Annotated in this window: 17 protein-coding genes; 8 read left to right on the plus strand and 9 right to left on the minus strand. The window is 54.8% G+C overall.

The window, feature by feature from the left end:
• On the minus strand, nt 1–1,062 hold a 1,062-nt coding region (gene guaA, locus OEW58_05100; GenBank protein MDH5300722.1), incomplete at its 3' end, for a glutamine-hydrolyzing GMP synthase.
• A 68-nt stretch (nt 1,063–1,130) separates the two neighbouring features.
• Nucleotides 1,131–2,597: an IMP dehydrogenase gene (guaB, locus tag OEW58_05105; protein ID MDH5300723.1), complete on the minus strand. Its 1,467-nt coding sequence runs from the start codon at nt 2,595–2,597 to the stop codon at nt 1,131–1,133.
• A 161-nt stretch (nt 2,598–2,758) separates the two neighbouring features.
• On the opposite strand from guaB, the gene OEW58_05110 reads away from it, so the two are divergent.
• Genes OEW58_05110 through OEW58_05120 form a run of 3 tightly spaced genes read left to right on the plus strand, consistent with a single transcriptional unit; the run spans nt 2,759 to nt 5,238 of the window.
• On the plus strand, nt 2,759–3,076 hold the full coding sequence (locus OEW58_05110) for a DUF4398 domain-containing protein (protein MDH5300724.1): 318 nt from the start codon (nt 2,759–2,761) through the stop codon (nt 3,074–3,076).
• 28 nt (nt 3,077–3,104) lie between these two features.
• Nucleotides 3,105–4,439, plus strand: coding sequence for an exodeoxyribonuclease VII large subunit (gene xseA / locus OEW58_05115; protein ID MDH5300725.1), 1,335 nt, complete (start codon nt 3,105–3,107; stop codon nt 4,437–4,439).
• Nucleotides 4,432–5,238 (plus strand): peptidoglycan DD-metalloendopeptidase family protein, encoded by an 807-nt coding sequence (locus OEW58_05120; GenBank protein MDH5300726.1) that lies wholly within the window; start codon nt 4,432–4,434, stop codon nt 5,236–5,238. Before xseA ends, OEW58_05120 begins: the two co-directional genes overlap by 8 nt.
• Before the next feature lie 2 nt (nt 5,239–5,240).
• Here the strand turns inward: OEW58_05120 and OEW58_05125 are convergent, their stop codons facing one another.
• Genes OEW58_05125 through OEW58_05135 form a run of 3 tightly spaced genes read right to left on the minus strand, consistent with a single transcriptional unit; the run spans nt 5,241 to nt 7,611 of the window.
• Nucleotides 5,241–5,990 carry an ABC transporter ATP-binding protein gene (locus OEW58_05125; GenBank protein ID MDH5300727.1) on the minus strand — a complete coding sequence of 250 codons (750 nt, stop codon included), beginning with the start codon at nt 5,988–5,990 and terminating at the stop codon, nt 5,241–5,243.
• A complete protein-coding gene (locus tag OEW58_05130) occupies nt 5,987–6,982 on the minus strand; it encodes an iron ABC transporter permease (protein ID MDH5300728.1) in 996 nt (331 codons plus the stop codon). Before OEW58_05130 ends, OEW58_05125 begins: the two co-directional genes overlap by 4 nt.
• Complete coding sequence (locus tag OEW58_05135; GenBank protein ID MDH5300729.1) at nt 6,958–7,611, minus strand: HAD-IB family hydrolase; 654 nt, start codon at nt 7,609–7,611, stop codon at nt 6,958–6,960. Before OEW58_05135 ends, OEW58_05130 begins: the two co-directional genes overlap by 25 nt.
• A 159-nt stretch (nt 7,612–7,770) precedes the next feature.
• Between OEW58_05135 and OEW58_05140 the strand changes: the two genes are divergently transcribed.
• The gene (locus tag OEW58_05140) at nt 7,771–8,283 is read left to right on the plus strand and encodes an RNA pyrophosphohydrolase (GenBank protein ID MDH5300730.1); all 513 of its coding nucleotides are present in this window, start codon (nt 7,771–7,773) and stop codon (nt 8,281–8,283) included.
• Between the two features lie 73 nt (nt 8,284–8,356).
• Nucleotides 8,357–10,624 (plus strand): phosphoenolpyruvate--protein phosphotransferase, encoded by a 2,268-nt coding sequence (gene ptsP / locus OEW58_05145; protein MDH5300731.1) that lies wholly within the window; start codon nt 8,357–8,359, stop codon nt 10,622–10,624.
• A gap of 2 nt (nt 10,625–10,626) precedes the next feature.
• On the opposite strand, the gene OEW58_05150 is transcribed toward ptsP, so the two are convergent.
• A complete protein-coding gene (locus OEW58_05150; protein MDH5300732.1) occupies nt 10,627–11,007 on the minus strand; it encodes a c-type cytochrome in 381 nt (126 codons plus the stop codon).
• 56 nt (nt 11,008–11,063) lie between these two features.
• Here OEW58_05150 and gluQRS point away from each other — a divergent pair, with 56 nt between their 5' ends.
• From gluQRS to OEW58_05165, 3 genes are all read left to right on the plus strand, one after another.
• Nucleotides 11,064–11,963, plus strand: coding sequence for a tRNA glutamyl-Q(34) synthetase GluQRS (gene gluQRS / locus OEW58_05155; protein MDH5300733.1), 900 nt, complete (start codon nt 11,064–11,066; stop codon nt 11,961–11,963).
• Nucleotides 11,964–12,088: 125 nt separating this feature from the next.
• Complete coding sequence (locus tag OEW58_05160) at nt 12,089–13,840, plus strand: VWA domain-containing protein (protein ID MDH5300734.1); 1,752 nt, start codon at nt 12,089–12,091, stop codon at nt 13,838–13,840.
• Between the two features lie 7 nt (nt 13,841–13,847).
• A complete protein-coding gene (locus OEW58_05165; GenBank protein ID MDH5300735.1) occupies nt 13,848–15,011 on the plus strand; it encodes a hypothetical protein in 1,164 nt (387 codons plus the stop codon).
• 63 nt (nt 15,012–15,074) lie between these two features.
• Here the strand turns inward: OEW58_05165 and OEW58_05170 are convergent, their stop codons facing one another.
• The 3 genes from OEW58_05170 to pepN form a co-directional block, all read right to left on the minus strand.
• Nucleotides 15,075–20,918, minus strand: a complete 5,844-nt coding sequence (locus OEW58_05170; GenBank protein ID MDH5300736.1) for a hypothetical protein — start codon at nt 20,916–20,918, stop codon at nt 15,075–15,077.
• 69 nt (nt 20,919–20,987) lie between these two features.
• Nucleotides 20,988–22,508 carry an AAA family ATPase gene (locus tag OEW58_05175; GenBank protein MDH5300737.1) on the minus strand — a complete coding sequence of 507 codons (1,521 nt, stop codon included), beginning with the start codon at nt 22,506–22,508 and terminating at the stop codon, nt 20,988–20,990.
• 72 nt (nt 22,509–22,580) lie between these two features.
• Nucleotides 22,581–25,211 (minus strand): aminopeptidase N, encoded by a 2,631-nt coding sequence (pepN, locus tag OEW58_05180; protein ID MDH5300738.1) that lies wholly within the window; start codon nt 25,209–25,211, stop codon nt 22,581–22,583.
• Nucleotides 25,212–25,213: the final 2 nt, after the last annotated feature.

Genomic DNA, 25,213 nt, shown 5'->3' on the forward strand with positions numbered 1-25,213 from the left:
ATGCGCCTTGCCGGTTTTTGAGCCAGCCGATTCAATCACGTCAGGATAAATCGTGCCCTGTGCCAGCCACTTGGCTGCCTTCAGCTTGTTGGATTCTTCTTCGAAAATTTTGACAAACAGATTGCCGATGATTTTGCGTTTTTTCTCGGGATCGTTTTCGCCGGCCAGCGCATCGAGGAAACGTTTTTCCGCGTCAACGCGAATCACCTTCACCCCCATGTGCTGGGCAAAAGTCGCCATCACCTGATCACCTTCTTTGTGACGCAGCAAGCCGTTGTCGACAAACACGCAAGTCAGCTGTTTGCCGATGGCCTTGTGCAGCAGCGCAGCCACCACGGAGGAATCAACACCGCCGGACAAACCGAGAATCACTTCGTCGCTGCCCACCTGTTCGCGAATGGTGCGAATTGCATCTTCCGCGATGTTGCTGGAATTCCAATTGGCCTCACAGCCGCAGATCTCGTGCACAAAACGCTCGATAATGCGCTTGCCCTGACGGGTATGCGTTACTTCCGGGTGGAACTGCACGCCGTAGAAATTTTTATCTTCGTTGGCAATACCGGCAATCGGTGCCGATTCAGTGGACGCCATCAGCTTGAAACCGGTCGGAATATCGCAGACGCGATCGCCGTGGCTCATCCACACGTCCAGCATGCCGTAGCCTTCGTCGGTGGTGTGATCTTCGATGTCCTTCAACAAACGAGTGTGGCCACGCGCGCGAACTTGCGCATAACCGTATTCGTGATGATCGGCGTTTTCCACTTTGCCGCCTAATTGCATCGCCATGGTCTGCATGCCGTAGCAAATGCCAAACACCGGCACGCCCAGCTCAAACACCACTTGTGGTGCTTTGGGCGCATTGGCAGCGGTCGTGCTTTCAGGGCCGCCAGAAAGAATAATCCCCTTGGGCGCGAAGGCACGAATATCCGCCTCAGTCATATCCCAGGGATGCAGTTCGCAGTAAACACCGGCTTCGCGCACGCGACGGGCAATCAACTGCGTGTACTGCGAACCAAAATCCAGAATCAAAATACGATGGGCGTGAATGTCAGCGACGGTCATACACTTTCTCTAAAAAATTCGAAGGTCAAAAAGCAAACCGCGGGCCTTAGCCCGCGGTGTGTGCTGCATCAGTCGATGCGGTAGTTCGGAGCTTCTTTGGTGATCATTACGTCATGCACATGGCTCTCGCGCATACCGGCGTTGGTCACACGGACAAACTCAGGGCGAGTGCGCATTTCATCAATGCTGGCGCAACCGGTGTAACCCATGGAAGCGCGCAGACCGCCCATCAGCTGGTGAATAATGGCAATCATTGGCCCTTTATAAGGCACGCGGCCTTCGATGCCTTCGGGCACCAGTTTGTCTACGTCCTTGGTGTCCTGGAAGTAACGGTCATTGGAACCCTGCACCTGGGACATGGCGCCCAGCGAGCCCATGCCGCGATAGGATTTGTAAGAACGGCCCTGGTACAGTTCAACCTCACCGGGTGCTTCTTCAGTACCGGCAAACATGGAACCCACCATTACCGCGTAACCACCCGCAACGATCGCCTTGGCTAAGTCACCGGAAAAACGCACGCCGCCGTCAGCGATAACGGGAATGCCGTCTGCTGCCAGTTCTGCCGCCACATTGGCAATGGCCGTAATCTGCGGCACGCCCACACCGGAAATAATCCGGGTAGTACAGATAGAACCGGGACCGATACCCACCTTCACACCGTCCGCGCCTGCATCGGCCAGCGCACGAGCCGCTGCTGCCGTGGCGATGTTGCCGCCAATCACCTGCAGCTTGGGATATTTTTTCTTCACCTGGGCAACGCGATCAATAACACGCTGCGAATGGCCGTGCGCAGTGTCAACGATGACCACGTCCACGCCCGCTTCCACCAGCGCCGCTACGCGGTCGTCGGTGTCTGGGCCAGTGCCCACCGCCGCGCCAACGCGCAGGCTGCCAGACTCATCTTTACAGGCATTGGGGAAATCGGTGGATTTTTGAATGTCCTTGACCGTAATCATGCCGCGTAGCTGGAAAGCATCGTTGACCACCAGCACCTTTTCGATGCGGTGTTTGTGCAACAAGGCCAGCACTTCTGCACGCTTGGCACCTTCTTTCACGGTCACCAAACGGTCTTGCGGCGTCATGATGGCAGACACCGGATTTTCCAGATGAGTTTCAAAACGCAAATCGCGACTGGTCACGATGCCAACCAGCTTGTCACCGTCTACCACCGGCACACCGGAAATGTTGTTAGCGCGGGTGATTTGCAGCACTTCGCGGATACTGGTGTTGGGCGAAACAGTGATCGGCTCTTTGATCACGCCGCTTTCAAATTTCTTGACCTTGCGTACCTCGGCGGCCTGCTGCTCAACGGTCAGATTTTTGTGGATGATGCCGATACCACCTTCCTGCGCCAGCGCAATGGCCAGACGCGCTTCGGTCACGGTATCCATGGCTGCCGACACCAGAGGAATATTCAACTGGATGCCACGAGTCAGACGTGTCTTCAGACTCACTTCCTTGGGCATAACATTGGAATGAGCCGGAATTAGTAAAACATCGTCAAAAGTAAGGGCTTCTTGCTGAATTCTTAACATGTGGTGATCCGCCGGATAAAAATTAGCGGGCCATTATACCGATTAGTCAAAACCGGGTAAACCAGCAAGCCAAACGAGGCGGGGTTATTAAAACTGGTCAAGCCTCCCCGGCGCGTACTACTATTGGTTCAAACCCGATGTTTTCACAGGAGATTAACTCGATGAAATACGTCCTGCCACTGCTGGCTGCGATACTGCTGGCCGCTTGCGCAACCACTCCCAGCGGCCCGCCGCCGCCCAAATTCACCCTGCAACAGGTCACCGAAGCCATTCAACTGGCCCAGGCAGCCATCAAAAAATCCAGCGCAGCCGGCAACGAGTGGCGCGATGCCAGCAAATTGCTTGGCCAGGCCAAAATGGCCGCTGAAAATGGCGAATACGATGACGCCATGCGCTATGCCGAACTGGCCCGCCAACAGGGTGAACTGGCCTATCAACAGGCCCAGGATCAAAAGCTCGCAAAACCTTGGCTGTTCTAAACACCCCCTCTTTTTGATTGGCTAGACAATGCAGCAACGGCATATTTTTCAGGTTTCCGAACTCAACCGCGACGTGCGCCAACTGCTGGAAAGCGGCTTTGCGCTGGTCTGGCTACAAGGCGAACTGTCCAACTTCACCGCCCACGGCTCAGGCCACTGGTATTTCAGCCTCAAGGACGCCAAGGCGCAAATCAGCGCCGCCATGTTCAACATGAAAAACCGCTTGGTCAACTTTCAGCCGCGCAGCGGCATGGAAGTGGTCGTCCGCGCCCGCGTTACCCTGTACGAGCCGCAAGGCCGATTTCAAATTGTGGTCGAGCACATGGAAGAAGCCGGCAGCGGCGCGCTGCAACGATTGTTCGAGGAATTAAAAGCCAAGCTGCAAGCCGAGGGGCTATTTGCCACTGAACGCAAAAGACCATTGCCGGCCATGCCGCAACAAATCGGCGTTATTACCTCGCCCACCGGCGCAGCGATTCGGGACATACTCACCACCTTGCAACGGCGCTGTGCCAGCCTGCCGGTGATGATTTATCCGGTGTTGGTGCAGGGCGATCAAGCCGCAGCCCAGATTGCACGCACCATTGCCCTGGCCAATCAGCGTAACGAATGCGACGTGCTGATTCTCGCCCGCGGCGGTGGCAGCATTGAAGATTTGTGGCCATTCAATGACGAACGTGTCGCCCGCGCAATTGCTGCCAGCGACATTCCGCTGGTATGCGGCGTGGGTCACGAAGTGGATTTCACCATCGCTGATTTTGTCGCCGATTATCGCGCCGCCACGCCCACTGCAGCCGCAGAAATTTGCAGCCCGGACCAAACCTTTCTGCAAAAACGCCTTGATCAGCAACAGCAAGCGCTGCAGCGATTATTGCAGCACCATCTGCAACGTGCCGGCGAACGCCTCGCACACGTACGCGCGCGACTGCAAAGTCCTGCGCGCCGCGTGCAGGATCAACAGCAACGTCTTGACGAGTTACAGCAGCGCTTAAGTCGCGCCACATTGGCGCGCCTGCGTCATGATCAACACCGTCTCGGCCAAAGCCGGGCACAGCTCCTGCAACACGCACCAGCGCAAACGCTGGCCACACTGACATTGCGGAACCAGCAATTGCAGCAACAATTGTCACGGGCAATGAGCAAGGTCGTCACTGGCCACAGGCAAACACTGGCGCAATTGATCCGCACCCTTAACGCGGTCAGTCCGCTGGCGACGCTGGAACGCGGTTATGCGATCAGTTTTCTGGCCGACGGCAAAACCGTCGTCACTGACGCCAGCCAATTGCAACCCGGCGATTTGATGCAAACCCGTCTGGCCCAAGGCCGGATCACATCTCAGGTAGTGGAGTGCAACGATGAATAGAATTTTGGTATCACTGCTGTTATTGCTGCCATCGCTGGCCATGGCGTTGCCGGAACAATCGCTGGTGCCCGGCGGCATCGCCATCATTGATCTGGGAAATGCGGCACAAAAACCCCAGGTCAAATACAACGACGACGCAGTAATGGTGATCAAAGCCAACGATCAGTGGAAAGCCATCGTCGGCATCGGCCTGTCGGCAAAGTTGGGCGAGCACAGTATCGACGTTGAAAGTGCCGGGCAAGCCACCAGCAAAATCAGTTTTACTGTGGTCGACAAACAATACCTGACCCAACACCTGACCGTGAGCAAGCGTCACGTCAATCCCAATGAACAAGATATGAAACGCATCAACGCGGAAAAAGAACGCATTGGCGCGGCGTTCACTCACTGGAGTGACATTGACGCGGTGCCGCTGCAATTTAAGGTGCCCAGCCAGGGCGAAATGTCCAGCTCGTTTGGCCTGCGCCGTGTGTTCAACAACGAACCGCGCAATCCGCACAGCGGCATGGACATCGCGTCCCCCATGGGGGCCAGTGTCACCGCGCCCGCCGATGGCACGGTGATAGAGACCGGCGATTTTTTCTTTAACGGCAACACCGTGTTTATTGATCACGGCCAGGGCCTGATCACCATGTACTGCCACTTATCAAAAATCAGCGTTCAACCCGGGCAGAAAGTGCATACCGGCGATCTGCTGGGCAAGGTCGGTTCCACTGGGCGTGCGACCGGACCCCACTTGCACTGGACGGTCAGTTTGAATAACGAACGAGTCGATCCCAAGCTGTTTCTGAAAAAATAATCTCAGGCAGGAAAATACCAGCGACCAGCGCGCTCCATGGCACAGCCATAGAGCCGTTGCAGATTCTCTGCGGTAATCACGGATTCCACCGGACCATGCAGGATTTCATCAGCAAACATCAGCAGCGCCCGATCGCAAAAACGCAGTGCCAAATTGACATCGTGTAACACCAGCAGCGCGATTCCCTGTTCACGTTGCACCTTGGTCTGCACCTGCGCCATCAAACTTAGCTGGTGGGCAATGTCCAAATGATTCACCGGTTCATCCAGCAACAACAGCGGCGTTTGCTGCGCCAGCAGTTGGGCAAACTGCACCCGACGACGCTCGCCACCTGACAAGGTTTGCACATTGCGCTGGGCAAAATCAGCCAAGCCCACTTGCTGCAACGCCTGCATCGCAATATCGATATCGTCCGCCGATTCCATTTGCCAGCGCGACAAATACGGATGACGGCCAATCAACACCGTGTCCAGCACACTGGCAGGAAACGCCTGCTCAGGCTCCTGCAGCAACAGCGCCATTTGTTTTGCCCGCGTCGACAATGGGCATTGTTGCAGCGGTTGTCCATGCAGGCGAACCTCGCCTTCACCCGGCGACGCCAACCCCGCCAGGGTCAGCAGCAAACTGGTTTTCCCCACACCGTTTTGGCCCAGCAGCGCCCAGCACTCGCCAGCATTGGCCTGCCAGGTCAAGGGCTGACACAGCGGCTTGCCATCCACGCTCACGACCAAATCATGACAACTGAGCATCATAGGCGGTGAGTCCGGTTCAGCAACAACAGGAACAGCGGCACGCCAACCAGCGCGGTAATCACGCCCACCGGCAGCTGCTCTGGTGCAATCACGGTACGCGCCAAAGTGTCAGCCAGCAACACCAGCAGCGCACCGGCAAATACCGATGCCGGCAGCAAAATCCGGTGATCGCTGCCCACCAGCAAACGCATCAGGTGCGGCACGATCAGCCCAACAAAACCGACGCTGCCGGCCAGCGACACTGCCGCTCCTGCCAACAGCGACGCCAGAAAATAAATCGCGTAGCGCAGCCTGCGCACGTTAACACCAAGCGCACTGGCCCGCAGTTCGCCATAGGCCAGCACATTAAGTTCACGGGCAAGCATCCACGCCAGCAGCGTCCCCACCAGCAACACTGCCAATGCCAATCCCGGTTCGGTCACGTGCGACAAGTCGCCCATCAACCAGAACAACATGCCGCGCAAATTATTGTCTGCCGCCACCGCCAGCACGAAACTGATCAACGCCCCCCAGCCGGCCGCCACCACCACACCGGTGAGCAACAAACGGGTCGGCGTCCAACTGCCACGACCATGCGCCAAGGCAAACACCAGCAACATCGACAGCAGCGCGCCAGCAAAACTGCCCAGGGTCAGCAACCAGGTCGCCGTTCCCAGCGACAAACACAACAGCGCCACCAGCGAGGCACCACCAGACACGCCGAGCACATAGGGGTCGGCCAGTGGATTGCGCAGCAATACCTGCATCAGCGCCCCGGCCAGGGCCAACAGACCGCCCGTCGCCAGTGCTGCCAGCGCACGCGGCAGGCGCAATTCGTTCACCACCGTCGCCGCCATGCTCGACTCGTCGCCCAGCAACACCCACCAGACATCGGTAAAACTCAGCGACACGCTGCCTGTGGCCAGCGATAGCAGCAATGCGCCGAGGCACAACGCCGCCAGCGTCAACAGAATCAGACTATAGCGCGCTAGCGCAGACTGATGTGCGGCCATCCCTGCTTCTCGGCCTCGCTGGCCAGTTTGGGATCGGCGTCCACCGCCACCGCATTGGTCACGCGGCGCAGCAGGGGCAAATCGTTGTGCGAATCGCTGTAAAACCAGGCACCGTTCAAATCTGCCTGATTTTGCTGCAGCCATTCAGTCAGACGCACCACCTTGCCCTCCTGAAAACAAGGCGTACCGGCAACGCGACCGGTGTAGCGATCACCTACCATTTCCGGGTCAGTCGCCAGCAGGTGCGGCACGCCCAACAGTTCGGCAATGGGCTCGGTGATAAAACGGTTGGTAGCGGTGATAATCATCAGCGTGTCACCGGCCTGACGATGTTTGGCGAGAATCTCCGACGACTTGGCGGCAATCATGGGGCGAATTTTCTGTTCAATGAACTGCGCACGCCAGGCATGCAGTTGCGCCAGCGGGTGTTCACTCAAGGGTTTGAGACTAAAAGCAAGGAACTCAAAAATATCCAGCGTACCCGCTTTATATTCCTGGTAGAAGCGCTCGTTTTCCGCGCCATAGGTGTCGGCGTCCACCACACCCAGCTCCACCAAAAACTCGCCCCAGGTGGCATCGCTGTCACCCGCCAGCAAGGTATTATCCAAATCAAAAATCGCCAGTGCCACAACCACCCTCGCTGTAAACAAACCAAAACCAGTGGCGCATTCTACCCACAGCCCCCTGACAACACCACCCGCCCCCGTACAATACTTCGCCAAGGCCGGTAATCCCAGCAACATCATAAGGTTGCCCGATGGCGCTGCTTGTGGAAGAATGGAATCATTATGAACGTAAGCCGCAAATCCAATTCGCTGATCGATGAAAACGGATACCGCCTCAATGTGGGCATTATCCTGTGCAATCAGCATCACCAACTGTTGTGGGCTCGCCGCATCGGCCAGGAGGCGTGGCAATTCCCTCAGGGTGGCGTTCGCCCCCGGGAATCCGCCGAGCAGGCTTTGTTCCGCGAATTGCACGAGGAAGTGGGACTGGAACCACCGCAAGTGGAAATTCTGGGCACCACCAGCGACTGGCTGCATTACCAACTGCCCGAGCGCCTGATTCGCTATAGCAGCAAACCGCTGTGCATTGGCCAGAAGCAACGCTGGTTCTTGCTGCGTTTGCTCGGTTCTGACCACGATATTCGCCTGGATCGCGCCGAAAAACCGGAATTTGATCACTGGAAGTGGGTTGACTACTGGCAGCCGCTCAGCGAAGTGGTAGACTTCAAGCGAGACGTGTATCAACGTGCGCTTGCCGAACTCGAACCACTGTTACGCCAACCGCGCGCCTCCTGATACCCGCTTCGCCGTCGGTGCGCAGCAACTGGACGGTTCATACCAACGATCGCCAACCCTGGAAGTCTTTAGCTTGTTCGACACCTTACGTCGCATAGTGCAGGAAGTTAACAGTGCCGAGAATCTGGATGAGGCACTGGAAACCATCACCCGTCGCGTCAAAGAGGTGATGCAAACCAACGTTTGCTCTATCTACCTGACGGATCCGCAGACCGGCAACAACCTGCTCATGGCGACAGACGGTTTGAATCCAGATGCCGTCCATCACGTCAATCTGGAACCAGGCGAAGGTCTGGTGGGCATGGTGACCAGCCGCAGCGAGCCGGTCAACCTTGAAGACGCAGCCAGCCACCCTGCCTACAAATACGTTCCCGAAACCGGCGAAGAACGCTACCACGGATTTTTGGGCGTCCCCATCATCCATCACCGCAAGGTGCTGGGCGTGGTGGTGGTACAGCAGCTCACCAGTCGCCGCTTTGACGAAAACGATGAAACCCTGTTAGTCACTATCGCTGCACAATTGGCCGGGGCCATTGCCCATGCGCAGGCCATCGGCGAAATCGACAAACTGCAAAACCAGGCGGTCAATGACAATCGGCCATTTCGCGGCCTGCCCGGCGCACCGGGCGTTGCCACCGGCACCGCGCTGGTGGTCTATCCGTCAGCGGATCTGGATGCTGTCCCCAACCGTCGCTGCAAAGACATTGAGGCTGAAATCAAGGTATTCCACGCGGCAGTCATGGCTGTCCGTAGTGAGATCGGCGAAATCAAGGAGCAAGTCACCCACCTGCCCGAAGAAGATCAGGCCATTTTTGACGCTTATCTGATGATGCTGCGCAGCAACAGCCTGATCAAAAAGACCGAGGAACGCATTCACCAGGGGTTCATGGCCTCCACCGCCCTGCGCGACACGGTGCGTGAGCAAATCCATGTTTTCGAGAGCATGTCAGATGACTATCTGGCGGACCGGGCACAAGACATCAAAGACCTGGGCCGACGCATATTGATGCACATCCAGTCGAAGAAACCCGGTCCTCGGGTATACCCAAACCGAACCATTTTGGTGGGCGAGGAACTGAGTGCCTCTACCCTCATGGAAGTGCCCAAGGATCAACTGGCCGGCGTGCTGTGCGCCAGCGGTTCCAGTTCGTCCCACGTCACGATTCTGGCCAAGGCAATGGGCATTCCCGCCGTCATGGGCGCGTCAGACCTGCCCATCGGTAAAGTGGAAAACCATCACCTGATTCTTGATGGCTATCAGGGGATTGTTTATGTCAATCCGTCCAAAACTGTGCAGAACGAATATGCGCGCCTGATCAAAGAAGAGGCCGAGCTGTCCAGCAACCTGGCCACACTCAAAGAACTGCCAGCGGAAACCCCTGACGGCCACCAGATTCCGCTGTACGTGAACTCTGGCCTGCTGTCCGACCTGAACAATTTCGTCGACAGTGGCGCCCAGGGCATCGGCCTGTACCGCACCGAATTTCCGTTCATGATTCGCGACCGTTTTCCCGGCGAAGAAGAACAACTACACATTTATCGACAAATTCTTCAGGACATGGCCCCCAAGCCGGTGGTGCTGCGCACCCTGGACATTGGCGGTGACAAAAACATTCCGTATTTTCCAATCAAGGAAGACAATCCCTTCCTCGGCTGGCGCGGTATCCGTATCAGCCTGGATCACCCGGAAATTTTCGTCACCCAATTGCGCGCCATGATGCGCGCCAGTGATGGGCTGGACAACCTACACATTTTGTTGCCTATGATCAGCTCGGTCAGTGAAGTGCAGGACGCCGGACAACTAATCCGCCGCACCCATGCTGATTTGGTAAGCGAAGGTTTCGACCAAATTCCCATGCCGCGCGTTGGCGCGATGATTGAAGTCCCGTCGGCGGTTTATCAGACGCGCTCCATTGCCAAACACGTAGACTACTTGTCCATCGGCACCAACGATTTGGTGCAGTACCTATTGGCGGTGGATCGCAACAACCCCAACGTCGCTGCGCTGTACAACAACTTGCATCCGGCAGTGATTGAAGCGGTTCATCATGTCATCACCACCGGCCAACAACACGGCGTACCGGTGAGCGTCTGCGGCGAAATGGCCGGCGATCCGGCAGCGGCCATTTTGTTGCTGGGCATGGGCATAGACAGCTTGAGCATGAGCGTCATCGCCCTGCCCCGCATCAAGTGGGTCATCCGCAGCGTCACTCAGAAAAAAGCCAAACAGCTGCTACAGCAAGCTCTGACCCTAGACGATCCGAAAGAAATTCGCCAATTGCTGGTGGATGAACTGGACAAACAAGGCTTGGGCGGTTTGATTCGCCCCGGCAAGCACTAACGCTAAAAAATTCCCGCGTTGCGCTGTTCCTGACGGACATAGGCCACCACGTGCCCGGTCATCTCCGGCGTCACGTCTGGCTGCGTGGGCATGTTGCCAAAATGCCAATGATGTTGAAGCACGCCACTGCGTACTGCCTGATAAAAAGCCAGGTCAGCGTGATGATCCGGGCGATACACCTCGTTAATCAACGGCGGTCCCTTCAGCGCATTGCCACGCAAATTCTGTCCATGACAAACGGCACAATGCTGCTGATAAATCTGCCGCCCTAACGTTGCATCCGCCTGAAAATTCGGCGGCGGTAAAAAAGGCTCTGGTTTGCTGCAGGCAAACAAACTGATTCCCAGCAACAGCGTTATCACCGATCTCGCAAGCCACGCCATAACCTATCCTCTTGGCAATTTATTGTTACGACAGCAGTCCGCTATACTAGCGCCCCATGACAACAAGATCTACTTATCGTGGCCGTTTCGCCCCCTCACCCACAGGACCACTTCATTTGGGTTCGCTGCTTGCCGCCGTCGGCAGTTATTTGCAAGCACGCGTCAACCAAGGTCAGTGGTTGGTGCGCATCGAAGATATCGATCCGCCACGCGAAGTTCCCGGTGCCGCCGATGATATCCTGCGCACGCTGGAAACGTACGGCCTGCATTGGGACGAAGCCGTGCTGTACCAGTCTGACCGCCACGATGCCTACGCCGCCGCCCTGGAACAACTGCGTCAGCAACAGTTGCTCTATCCCTGCCACTGCAGCCGCAAAACCATCAGTGACCAGGCTCGGGTTGGCGTCGCCGGGCCGATTTACCCGGACATCTGTCGCCACAAAACACCGAACTATTCACCGCCGTATGCCTTGCGAATCCGCACCGGCGAACAGACCATAGGTTTTGAGGATCCCGTGTGTGGCCCGCTGGCGCAAAACATCCACCACGACGTCGGCGACTTTGTACTGCAACGTGCCGATGGACTGTACAACTACCAACTCGCAGTCGTGGTTGACGACGCCTTCCAGGGCATCACCGACGTGGTGCGCGGCCACGATCTCCACGGCCTGACACCGGCGCAAATCTTCCTCCAGCAACAGCTCGGCGTTGCCACACCGCGCTACGTGCATTTGCCATTACTCATCAGTTCCCAGGGACAAAAACTGAGCAAGCAAAACGGTGCCACAGCCATCGACAAGCACAACCCCATCCCCAACCTGTTGAAAATTCTAGGCTATCTTGGCCAGGAACCCGAGCAGGAACTGATCGACGCCAACCTCGACGAATTCTGGCAATGGGCCATTGCCCACTGGCAACTGAGCCGCATTCCCCGCCACAGCCAAATTCCGTTGTAAGCCACAACTTTAATCACAAATAGCGTTGCATATCACATATTTAAGTATTGATTTTTACTGTCGATACAACTCCTGGGCACCACCGCCTCTTTAACTATTGGAACCGCAATAAAGGCAACCATGGCGTGAAATACCCAGCGATACTCCAGCTGTTCATTATTTTGCTGACCTCCCTCATCGGCACGACCGCCTATGCCGCGACAACAGCCCAGGCTGAACAAGGCATCGACATCGTTTTCATCGTCGACAGTTCCGGCAGCATGAAACAAAACGACGCGCAACGACTGCGGGTAGAAGCTGGAAAAATGTTCCTCAACCTGCTGGACGCCCGCGACCGCGCCGCCATCATCAGCTTCAGCGATAAGGCATTGCAGATAACGCCTCTGCTCAACCTGAAAACCAACGACAATGAACGCCAACTGCTGCAAGGCATGGATGCTGTCAGCGAACGCGGTGCCTTCACCAACATCTACGACGCCCTTGATCAAGGTTACGCCCTGCTAAACAAGGCTCGCAGCAAAGGCCGCAAACAGCACATCGTTTTAATGTCCGATGGCAAAATGGATGTCGGCCATCATGAAACTGACCTGCGCCTGACCGAAAAAACCCTGGATGTCATTGGCCCCAAATTCGCCAAAGCACGCATCAAGGTGCACACCATTACCTTCACGCGTTCTTCCAACTTGCCGCTGATGAAACTGGTGGCGGAAGATACGCGCGGCACGTTCAACATACTCAACAGCACCGCTGAGATTCACGATGTCTTCAGCCGAATTTTTGAACACAGCAAATCTCCCGACATGTTGCCGGTCAACGAAGACAGCTTCATCATCGACAACAACATCCGCGAATTCACCGTACTCATCTCCAAGTACAAACCCAATTCGCTGGTTGCCCTGGAAAATCCTGATGGCGATTTGATCGACTCCAATACAAAGCACCGCGACGTCCGCTGGTATAACGCTAAAAAATTCAGTCTGATCACCGTACGCAATCCCGTTTCTGGTTATTGGCTGATCAAATACAGCGAAGGTGGCAACAAAGCCTACATCATTACCGATCTCAAACTGAATGTTGAAAACGCCGCAGAAATAGCAATGGGCGATTCCGACGTTATACGCGCCTGGCTGGAAAAAGATGGCAAACTGATTCGTCGCAATGCTCTGGCCAACACCTTCAAGTTCAAATTAAAAATGACTGCACCTTCCGGCAAGGTCAGCGAATACGCGCTGGTTGACGACGGCATTGATGGCGATGATCTGGCCAACGACGGTTACTATCAGCGATCAGTTGATTACACCGAAACCGGTGAATACAAACTCGACATTTTGGTCAACAGCGAAACGTTCGACCGTAAAAAAACCTTATTTGTTACGGTCAAGAATTCCTCCACCGGACAAAACCCATTCTCGGTAAAAGACGCCAGTGAACCTGCGGTTGCGGTTGCAGAGAGTGCCACACATGAGGCACCAGCCGCAGAACAACATACTCCCCCTGCTGCACCAGTAGTTGACCCTCATAAAAATGTCCCTCCTACCGAACACGTTCAACCAGCAGAACCGGCACATGAATCCGCAGCAGCAGCCACCGAACACACCGCCCCCGAAGCGACAACTGAACTCCCCGCAAAAGATGAACACGCAAAAAGCGATGTGACAGACAGCGTGCTGATATTTGTACTGATCAACGTCATCATTGGAGCCATTGCAGGCGCCTACGTTATCATCAAACGCCTAAGGAAAAAATCATCTGCCTCGGTCACCACCACTGACACAAAAGATGAAATTGACTTGGAAAATAGCAACACAACAACCGAAGAAGGAGATAATGCTCAACCTGAACCAGAAATAAAAGACAAACCGGACAACAACCAATGACTTGAGTATGGAAATCAATATTTACGTCTTGTATGGTTTGGTAGAAGCAGTCATTGTACTGGCCGCCCTGGTTGTCTATCTTTATTTTCGCCAACGCAAACTCAAGACATATGCGCTAGCCCAGGTTGATGAGCGGGAGTTCCACAAGCGTTATTTCAAAAAGCTGATCAAAGAAACCCGTGATTACGCCAAAAAACTCAACGCCCCTGCCGAGGCGGGCGACAATACCGCAATAAAATATCGCCAACACATGGTCGCCCGTCTCAATTGGCTGTCCCTTGAACGAGATTTTGTCTGTATAGAAAAACCTAACGATACTTACTGGACCAATATCAACAGAAAAATTGCTCAACTTCTCAATCGCTGGCAACAAGCCGACTTGGTTGATGGGCCACCCGATACGCGCATCATTGATCAAATGATAGAAAACAGCGAGCTGATTGATGACACCCAAATCGAGCATCATCACAATAAAAACTCGGTTGAGATCAACTATGATTCGCAAGCTCAAAAAGAAATTGAAAAATTGAAGAAACAACTTCGCAACCTTAACGGCTACAAAGCACTGTACCATTCCCAGCAAAATGCCTACGCCAAAATGGTCGACTCCTACAAGAAGCTCAAGCATTCACTAACTGAACTCGAGCTTGAATCTGGTAATTCTGAAAAACTCCGCAAGCTGCTCTCCCAGCATGAAATGACCGAAAACATGATGGAAGATCAAATGAAGGAAATGGAGAAACAGCAAGAGCGTCTGAATGCAGAACTGCAACAACTGGAAGCTGTATTTAATTTACAGCAACAGGAACTGGACAAGCAGTTTGAAGAAAAACCCACTGAACAGCCACCCGCAGAACCAAGTGCACCTCTACCCGAGAAAGAACTCGATCAGGTCCATGCTTTGATCGACCAGCAAAATAGCGCCATCCGCGAACTAAAAACCACCGTTCTAAGCCTGAATGTCGAAACCGATGTTCGCCTTGAACTAGAAGAACACTTGGATAAAATCGAGAAAAACAGCAGCGAACTGCAAACCTGCCTGCAAATGCTGGAACTGGAACGCGAGCGCCTCAACAGCGAACTAACCAACATGCGCCACGACGAAACCGTCGACGTGTCCAACATGCTCAACAATCTAGATGGGCTGGATGATCCAGCGCCGGGGAAATAGTTAGTCATCCCATCTCTGCACCGGGCCGCCACAACGATGTGGCGACCCAGCACACTGGCGAAACTAAAGCTTCATCCCACCACACAATTGCCCGGCAATTTTAGCTTCGGCCTTGAGCGGAATATCAAAGGTTGTGGAATCCAGACCTTTGTAATTACCTTCGGTAATACCTTCAAATTTGCCTTTGAAAGGTCCAACTTTGATCGATGGATCGATACTGAAACAATCGCCCACGCCACCGATCTCAACACCGGCACCGAATGGTCCCAGGCCCACTTCGCCGACAATGGAAGGTTTGATATCCACATCTCCCACGGCCTCATTGGGATCAATATCCAGGCTGCCGCCTATGCCAAATCCCACCTCGCCACAAATCTTGAAGCCGGTACTATCGATGGTAAGGCGTAAACCGCCACCCACACCGTCGTAAAGTGAACCACCAACGCTGAATAGCCCACTGGGGTCGGTGTGATTCACCGGATCATTTCCCACGTAGCTGTAGAAATTGAGCTGACGGCCATCATAGAGCGCCGGATCACGCGCCACCCAACGGCCCGCAGCGGGATCGTAATCGCGGAAGCCCATGCGCAACAAACCGGTCACAGGATCGGCCAAGCCACCAGCAAAACCAATCGGCAATACCAAGGTAGGATCGCTGTCGTTTAACACGCGACCATAGCTGTCGTAGCTAATGGTTTTGAGTACACTGCCATTGCTGTCTGCCAGCACGCGTGGCGTCCCTAGACCATCGCTGCCAACGTAGGTGTACGTCGACCCTTGCTGAATCGCAATCAACACACCACGCTGATCATAGTGATACACACTGAGCACATTGGTCGATGAACGCGAAGCCGTCAGTTGCAACGGATTATTCGGATTCGCGTAGAGATACTGCGTGAGTTTACCCGCTTCGGTGCGACTGATGCGCCGTCCCAATCCATCGTATTGATAGGTCACGGTGGTACCAGCAACCGTCGCGGACAACAACTCACCACGCGCACTGTAGACAAACGTGTCGCTGCCACGTTGTTGCAACATGCCGTTGGCGTTGAACTGGTAATTCACACCGTTAAGCGTCAACATCCGATCTTGTGCGTCGTACGTTGCTGACGGCAAATTGCGATTACCATTCAGATCGTATGCATAGCTTTCCAGCGTGGCGCTGCCTTCTTTTACTGTCACCAGTTGGCCGTCGGCGTCATAGAGATAGTCCTTGGTGTGACTATCACCATTGACTGTTTCGCTGAGTCGCGCCAAGCGTCGACTGCTGCCGTAGTCCATCGACGATTGATAGAGCACCACGTTATTGACTTTGACGCTGCGATTATTTATCCGTCCCTGGCTGTTGTAGGCAAGATCGATGACCAGCTTATTGTCATCGCTGTTAATTTGACTGACCGATCCCGCCGGTCCATTGCGAGTGAAATTAAACACACCTTGTTTGGTCACCACGCCATCGTCATCGCGAGTGATAGCAACGTTCAACACATTGCCACCAATCGATGCGAGCTGCATGCGATTGTCGTAACCGTAGGTGAAGCTGCCGGTGGCAACGCCCGTCCAGTTCATTGCCGTTAAAAATTCCGCATCGTAACTCAGACCAATCGTTTGCATCGCGCCAACGCTGGGCGTGCTCTTGATGCTGCTAATGCGCTGCGTTGCATCGCTGTAATCAAAGTTCACCGTTGCATCGCTGTAATTGCGTCCGGTTGTTCGACCACCGTTATCATAGCTGGCGTTGAGTATGCTGCCATCCAGCAAGGTACTCTGAACCCAGTCACCATCCAGATTGTAGCCATAACTCAATTCGGCACTGCTGTCGGCTGGACTGTATGCCGCATCAAGATTATTTGCCGTGTATTTCAGCACATGAATTTTGCCGTTAGGCATGATGACATTGGTCGCATTGCCGTTGGCGTCATAGGCAAATTGATAGGCTCGCCCGCTGGGCAAGGTAAGCCTGGTCATGCGATCTGCTGCGTCGTATTGATACGCGGTGCGATGGCCGGCGTTATCCTCGACACTGATCAAACGGTTGAGATGATCGTAACTCAGCGTATTGCTGAGACTACCCTGAGTGATGTTCGACAACCGCCCCTTGTTGTCATAACTGCGAGCCACCGCATCAATCTGAGCAGCGATTTGTGTTCCGCTTAAACGCCCCAGTTCATCCAGCGTAAAACGGAATTGTCGCCCTTGCGCCGAACTGAGTGTAAACACGCGGCTCGCTGCATCGTAATGCAATGTGCGTGTTTTGCCATTTTCGGTGAGCGTGTCATTCATACTCACCAGACTCCACGGATTGCTTGCATCAGTCAGTTCGACGCTGCGTTTCAATTCCAGCGTACGCGTCAAACCGGCTTTCGTAGTAACCACCACGCGACCAACATACGGATTACTCCAACGTGGATCGACATCAAACTGGTACAGTGCCGTACTGCCATTGGCGGCGTTCACCTCAATATCGCCATTGGAGCGCAACATGGTCACGGTGATTGCACCGCTAGGATCAATTTCCGTACTGCGCACTTCACCGCTGGCCATCGCTTCAGTTTGATAGCTGTGCGCTCGGCCTTCTGCACTGGTCAGCGTAATCGTACTGCCTTGCGGCTGCACCAAACGCGTCAGCGTCAGACTGCCACCATCTGGATTGCTGTCTTTGCTGAGTCGACCGCGAGTGTCGTACTCAAAGAGGTGCTCGCCGCCTTTAGGTTCCGTTAAATTGGTGAGCAATCCGCGTGCATCGTAGTCAAGACTATACGAATCACCCACCGGGTTGCTGACAGCGGTGACCTGACCATCACCGTCAGTCGTCAATTCGGTGCGTTGTCCACCTGGCGCCACAATCGCGGTAGGCACACCACCGCTGCGTTCGATCAACGTTTCGTTACCGCTGGCATCGGTTATTTTGCTCAAATGGCCGTCGCTGTCATAACTAAACTGGTATCGCACCGCGCCGGTAAAGCTGTCGCGCGTCTGCGTATGTCGACCAAACTCGTCGAATTCATAGACCTTGCGTCTATCACTCGAAAGCATGGGTTTGCGGCCCGTAATATCCGCAAACAAATAAGAGTCAGCCATCACCGCACGAATTCGCCGGTTGCCGTTATCGGCGATGTATAGACGGTTGTTGGCGCCAACGGCGATCACGTCTGGATAATTAAGCAACGCATCGCCGGCGTTACTGCCATCGCCAGCGTAACCGGACTTATGAGAATACGGGTTTTCCAGATCAACATACCCTGCGACGACCACCAGTTTGCCTTCCTGGTTGATACGATAAACTTGGTGGTATTCACCCACAGAAAGATACACACTGCCGTCTGGGCCAACCGCTATGCCACCTATCGCCGTGCTTATTACTGCTTCCTTGGCCAACGCATCGGGTGCAAATGCCCCGATCAAGGGCGCGGGATCATAGGGACTGGCACCCGCCAAACGAACAACCGCGCCATCCGTACCCAACTTGCAAAGCAACGAACCATAGTAACCCGCATTGGCACTGTAAATCAGCGAACCATCCCCGCCCATCGCCAGGTACTGTGGTGACACACGTGCATCGTAGTTGCCGCAATCGGCCCCCTGCCCACCATTGCCGAGCAACGTTGTGATTACACCATCGGTGCCCACCCGCCGCAGGCGATTGCCATCCACGAAATACACCGTACCATCTGTGCCAACGGTAACCGCCTTCGGTAGCTCCAAGCCGGCATCAATCGCCAAACCACCATCGCCAGTGGACTCAAATGGACCGGCGTTATAATCGGCTGGCGCCTTGCCGGCCACGGTGTGCAGATTACCTGCAGTATCCACCCGGAAAATGCGCTTGTGCCAAGCATCGGCGATGTACAAACTGCCATCCTTGCCCATAGCCAATCCGCCAGGGAATGGGGTGAGATAGGTATCAGTAGCCGGACCACCTTCGGCGACAGCTTTAAAGTCGTAGTTATAGCCGTTGCCAACAAAGATGGGCGGCGCTCTGCCAGCCACCGTAGACAATAATCCATCGGCGGCCACCCGGCGTATGCCGGTGTCGCCGTGGGAGTAATACACCGCGCCATCAGCGCCTACCGCCATCGCCCAGATGTTATGCATTTTGGCACTAAGCGCATTACCACCATCATCGGCAGCGTCAAAACCACTGACGCCACTGCCTGCCAGTGGTTTGATCAAATTACGCCGCTCATCGTTGCGGTCGCCATTGCCTAGCAACATTTCCATGGTGTACGGCGAATACTGATGCTGTACGTCCAGACTCCAGCCTGGCAGATTAAGGCCATCATGTACCAGTCTGCCGACCGTGGTGTCGTACACCGTCCACAGGGTAACTTCGATTCGATCTCGGTCGCCACTGATCGGTTGGCCGTCGCCGTTGTAACCAAACCGACTGGTTTTTTGGTAAACGCCCTTGTAGGTGTAGCCCACCCGCACATTCAGTTTCTGCCGGCCATTTAACTCACGGCCATAAGCGTCCTTACCATCGAAGACAAATTCGTAGGACAACCCCGTCTGCGGCAAAAATTGCTTGGTTTCGCTCTGCCCGGCGACACTCAACTGCAGCTCAACGCTTTTTAGTGAGGCAGGATAGCTGTCACCGATCAAGGGAATATTGATGACATTGCGCGCCTCGGCCACCTGATTGCTGTTGTAATGCAGCGTGAATGGCGTGCCAGTGACCGGCAACACTTCGCCCAGCGACTGGTCTTCACAGCGGATGACCGAGCCACAGCGCTTGTGGTTGTTCAGCACCGGATTGGGATTAATGTGTGGCGGGCGGGTCGCGTCTGAGGGCGGACCAAACGGCCAGTTCATGTCCCAGGACGAGAAGTGCTTCAATGGTACCCGCCACAGGATTTTGCCGGCGGTGTACAGGCCAGCCAGTTTCTGTAATTCTTCGGCATCCACGCCAATGCTGCTAGCGTCATCGGCCAAACCATCACCATCGATGTCCAGCGTCGCACTGCCGCCGTCCACGCTGAGAACCTGGATGATCACACCACTTTCTTCGGCAATCCATTGGCCTTTGAGCCGGTCGTAATACCCCACTGGCACCGGAATGCCCACCGGAAAACCGAGAAAGTTGTCCACATACACCGGCACAGGCTGGCTGAACTTCACGGTTTCCGCACCTACCGCAATCGCCTGATCCAGGCTGAATTCAGCCGCGTAGGTGTAACCACTGTTGGCCGGCAGCTCCGCCGGCATGGCCTTGGGACCATTCTCACCGACAGTGTATTCGGTGACGCGCACGTTGATTTCGTTCAGCGGCTGTTCACTGCCATCAGGCAATACCAGGCTGGCCGTGGTGCCTGAGGGAAACAGCACCGTCGCCTGACGCGTGCCGTCGACATCAGTCATTTCGCTGCCGCGCGCGACCTTCATCCCCGGCGTATTCAAAAACAGCTTGGTCATCTGCGGGTCCAACGCCAACATGATCACTTCGTCAGCTACCACGTAATCCTGCCAGGGCGTGGCGACATCGCGCTGCACCGGCAGCAATCCGGTTTTTTGGTAGTGAATGGTCAGCTGACTGCCACCATTGACCGCCATGTCGAACATGCCGTCGTCCTGGGTATGGGTCTGGCCAAATTCTGGGTGGCCTAGCACCGTGATGTTGACGCCGGAGATGGGTTGCAGGTCTTTGTCCAGCACCCTGCCGCGCACGATCACCACCCGTTCCTCGACGATGGTGCCGGGAAGCACGCCAGTCTGCACCGGATTGGCGCCGCTGTAGAGAAACGCCGTAGACTCAAGCAAATTGCTGCCCGACGGCGTGTCGATCGGTGTGGGCGGATTGTGATCACCAGCGCTGTCACCCGAACCGCCGCTGCAAGCCAGCAAACTGCTGTACAACAGAGCAATCACCAAAAACTTGGTCAAGCGTAAGGCAAAACTGGTGGAAATCATTGCGGCATCCGTCTGAAGTTAGATCCCGGCATGGTATCTCATCAGGCGTGACTGGGGCGTGACTGACCGCTACTCGCTGTCTCGCGACGACTTGTTCAGAAGATCCTGACCTGATTCAAAACATGCGGTGGCCAAGCGCACCAACGCCCCCGGCAAACCATCGCAGCGCTGATGTAATGTCTGGGTATCGCCGTTTGAATCGATGCCCATGGACGCCAACAACTCGCCAAAGGTGTCAACCCCCAGCGGCGCAAGAGAAATGAACGCGACCATGCCCGTTTCCACCGCCGCGGTCAGCGCCTGCCTGGCCTGCGGGTCGAGCAAATCCTCTTGCAGACAGACAACCGTACGCATGCCATCCAACCGCCCCCAATATTGCGAGCTGACAAAATGGCCGGCCTCAATGCTCGCCAAATCAGAATAATGCAGATCATCAATCAGCACATGGCGCATACCCGCCGCAACCGCCAACCGAGTCGCCTCGGCCTTGGCCTGGTAGAAACGCAGTTTTTGTTCAGCCTCACGCACCGGCCCCGGACTAACACCCAACTCGGGGAGAATACGCGCCAGCTCGTTACGCACCCACGTCGGTAACTCAATTTCGGGAAAGGCCTGGAGCAGCTCACGATACGTTCGCGCATGGGCGGCATAGGGAACATCGTGATCGGCAGGACGTGTTCTGAAAGCGTAGAAACGCCCCTTGCTGGCCAGAAACTCGCGCGCCAGCCGCGTTTTACCCACCCCCAACGGCCCGGCAAGAAAAATCGCCTGACCTTTTTGCCAGGCCTGCTCCATCAGTCGCCAAACATCGGCGCGACCAATCAGGCTTGGCGGATGCGACACGCTGGGCGGGATAGTTGATGCCACTGCCGGCGGCGACACAATCAATCCTGCACTGATGTCGCGTGCCAGAGCCTGCGTCTGCGGCATGGGATCAAGATCAAGTTCGCGACGCAGCAACGTCACAAAACGCTGATAGGCATTGAGCGCCGCCGCCCGGTCATCCATGTTGAAGTGCGCCTGCATCAAGCGTCGCCAGGCATCTTCAGAAAGCGGTTCAGTTTCCACCAAACGTTGCGCCATACCGAGGGCTTCGCGGTATGCGCCATCTCGCTGATAATTGTCGTACAGTATGGCCAGAGAGCGCTGTTTTAGTCGCAAAAATTGATCGTTATGCCGCTGCAGCCAAAAAGAAAACTCGGGACAGTCATCGTAGTACAGACCAGACAGCAGCGCGGTGCTGCACACGGCCACTTTTTCGTGCTCACCCTGCAGATGCTGCATTTCCAACTGTTTGCAATCCACCACCCAGTGCGGCGTCAACGCCAGCGTCTCGGCTGTTTGAAACAAGGGCGTATCGCCGCACTGGGCTTTAAGGCGTCGCATGGTTTGCGACAAATTATTTCGCGCAGTTGCCTCGGCAGAGTCCGGCCACAACAAGCCTGCCAGTTGACTGCGGCTGGCCGGGCCATGCAACGCAAGAAAAGCGACCAGTGCCGCTGCTTTGCGCTCCAATAAAAATGGCGAAGCGCCTGCTGGTTGCAGCTGCGCTTCGCCAATCAAGATGATTTGGTTAACGGTAAATTCCAAACAATAATTGCCTACATCACCAACCTGCGCTCAGGGTAACGCCATCACCACGAGCACAGGAATAAAACCACATTACACTTCGCCCAGTGACTTGGCCACAATTTCAAACACGTCCTTGGCCAATCCGTCAGTCTGACGAATGCGCTGCAACTGCGCCTGCATCAAACCCTGACGAACCGGTTCAAACCGACGCCACTGACTAAAACCACTGGCCATACGCGCTGCCATTTGTGGATTCAGTTTATTCAACACCAACACCTGATCCGCGAGGAATTCATAACCCGCCCCATCCGCTGCGTGGAAATGCGCCGGATTGCCCATGCAGAATCCGCCCACCACGGCGCGCACTTTGTTGGGATTGCGAATTTCGAATGCTTCGTGCTGCATCAGTTGCTTGACATGATTCAGCACATCATCGGCGTCGGCACGCGCCTGCAAACTCAGCCACTTGTCGATCACCAACGGATCATGCTTCCACTTGGCATAAAACTCATCCAGCGCCTGTTGTCTCACCGCGCCTTCAACATTCATCAGGGCAGCCAGTGCGCCCAGCGCATTGGTCATGTTGTCGCTGTTGCGGAACTGCGCGAGCATTTTCTCAAGCAGTGACTTGTTCGCCACACGCGACAGATACTGCAAACACACATTGCGCAAGCTGCGACGGCCCATGTGCTGAGCATCATAACGGTAAGGTTCCGTGCTATCACAAGCAGCATACACCGCCAGAAAATCTGCCGCTAAACGACGCGCCAGTTCATCGCGCACAAAACTGCGTGCTCGGTGAATCGCTGCCGGATCAACGACCGTCGCCAGATCCGCCAAATAACGCTCATTCGGCAAACTCAGCGCCTGCGCCATCAAGGCACGATCCAGCGTCTTATGCAGTAACACCTTGCGCACCGCATCAACGTAACCTGCATTCAGCTCCAACGGCTTGCCCTGCTGAATATCGCAGACCAATTGCTGAATGATGCGCGTTGACAACCGTTGACCTGCTTCCCAGCGATTAAAATCATCGCTGTCGTGCGCCATCAAAAACATCAGTTGTTCATCGCTGTAATCATAAGCCAAACGCACTGGTGCGGAAAAACCACGCAACAACGATGGAAGCGGTTTTTCCGCAACCTGAGTGAACACAAATTCTTGTTCAGCTTCGGTCAGTTGCAACATGTGTTCGGTAGCAACTTGGCCGCTGTACTCCAGCTTCATATCAGCGCCCTGACTGTTGAGCAGGCCCACGGCGACGGGAATATGGAACGGCAATTTTTTCGCTTGCCCTGGCGTTGCCGGACAATGCTGACGCAGCGTCAAGCGATAAGTCCGAGTGGCGCTGTCATAGCGGTCGCTGGCCTCAATCACCGGCGTGCCTGCCTGACTGTACCAGCGACGGAACTGAATCAGATCAACACCGGTTGCATCTTCCATCGCTTTGACAAAATCATCAGTCGTCACTGCCTGACCATCGTGACGATCAAAATAAAGATCACAGCCCTGACGAAAACGTTGCTCGCCCAACAGATTGTGAATCATGCGCACCACTTCAGCACCCTTGTTGTACACCGTTACAGTGTAAAAATTGCTGATATCGATGTAGGAATCAGGCCGTACTGGATGCGCCATCGGCCCTGCATCTTCGGGGAATTGCGCGGTGCGCAACACATTCACTTCGCTGATGCGCTTCACTGCCCGACTGCCCATGTCGGAGCTGAACTCCTGATCACGGAAAACGGTAAAACCTTCTTTCAAACTCAGTTGGAACCAGTCTCGACAGGTAACGCGATTACCCGACCAGTTGTGAAAGTATTCGTGACCGATGATGCCTTCGATGTTCTCGTAGTCATCGTCAGTGGCTGTATCAGGACGCGCCAGCACGCAGGCAGAATTGAAAATATTCAATCCCTTATTTTCCATCGCGCCCATGTTGAAGTCATTCACTGCCACGATCATGAAAATATCCAGATCGTATTCGCGACCAAACACTTCTTCATCCCAGCGCATGGATTTTTTCAGCGAGATCAGCGCATGCTCGCATTTGTCGATATTGGCTGGCTCGACAAAAATGCGTAATGTCACTTCACGACCGGAACTGGTAACGAACATGTCTTGTTTGTGCAGCAGATTTCCAGCCACCAGCGCAAACAAATAAGAAGGTTTGAGAAACGGGTCTTCCCAGGTGGCAAAATGACGTCCGCCATCCAGCTCACCCTCCGCAACTAAATTTCCGTTAGACAGCAGTACCGGATAGTTTTTCTTGTCTGCCGCAATAGTAGTGGTGTAGCGCGTCATCACATCGGGACGATCAAGAAAATAGGTAATGCGGCGAAAACCTTCTGCCTCACATTGGGTACAGAACATGCCCGATGACTTATACAAACCTTCCAGCGCAGTATTTTTTTCCGGGTGAATCCGAGTTTTGACCTGCAATTCAAATTTTACCGGCACCGCGTCAATGCGCAGCTGAGTCTCACTCGCCTGATAGCTGCCAGCAGTAAGCACCTTGCCATCCAGACATACGTCGAGCAACTCAAGCTCGTTACCTTCAAGCACCAGCGTCGACGCATTGCCCAGCCGTCGCATTACACTGGTGGCGGTCACGATGGTTTCATGATCAAACAAATCAAAATGCAATGTCAGCGAATCGATCGCAAATTGTGGTGGCTGATAATCTTTTAGATAGGTAACTGCCGGCTGAGATTGACTCATGA

The organism is Gammaproteobacteria bacterium, from assembly GCA_029884425.1.
GTDB lineage: Bacteria > Pseudomonadota > Gammaproteobacteria > S012-40 > S012-40 > JAOUHV01.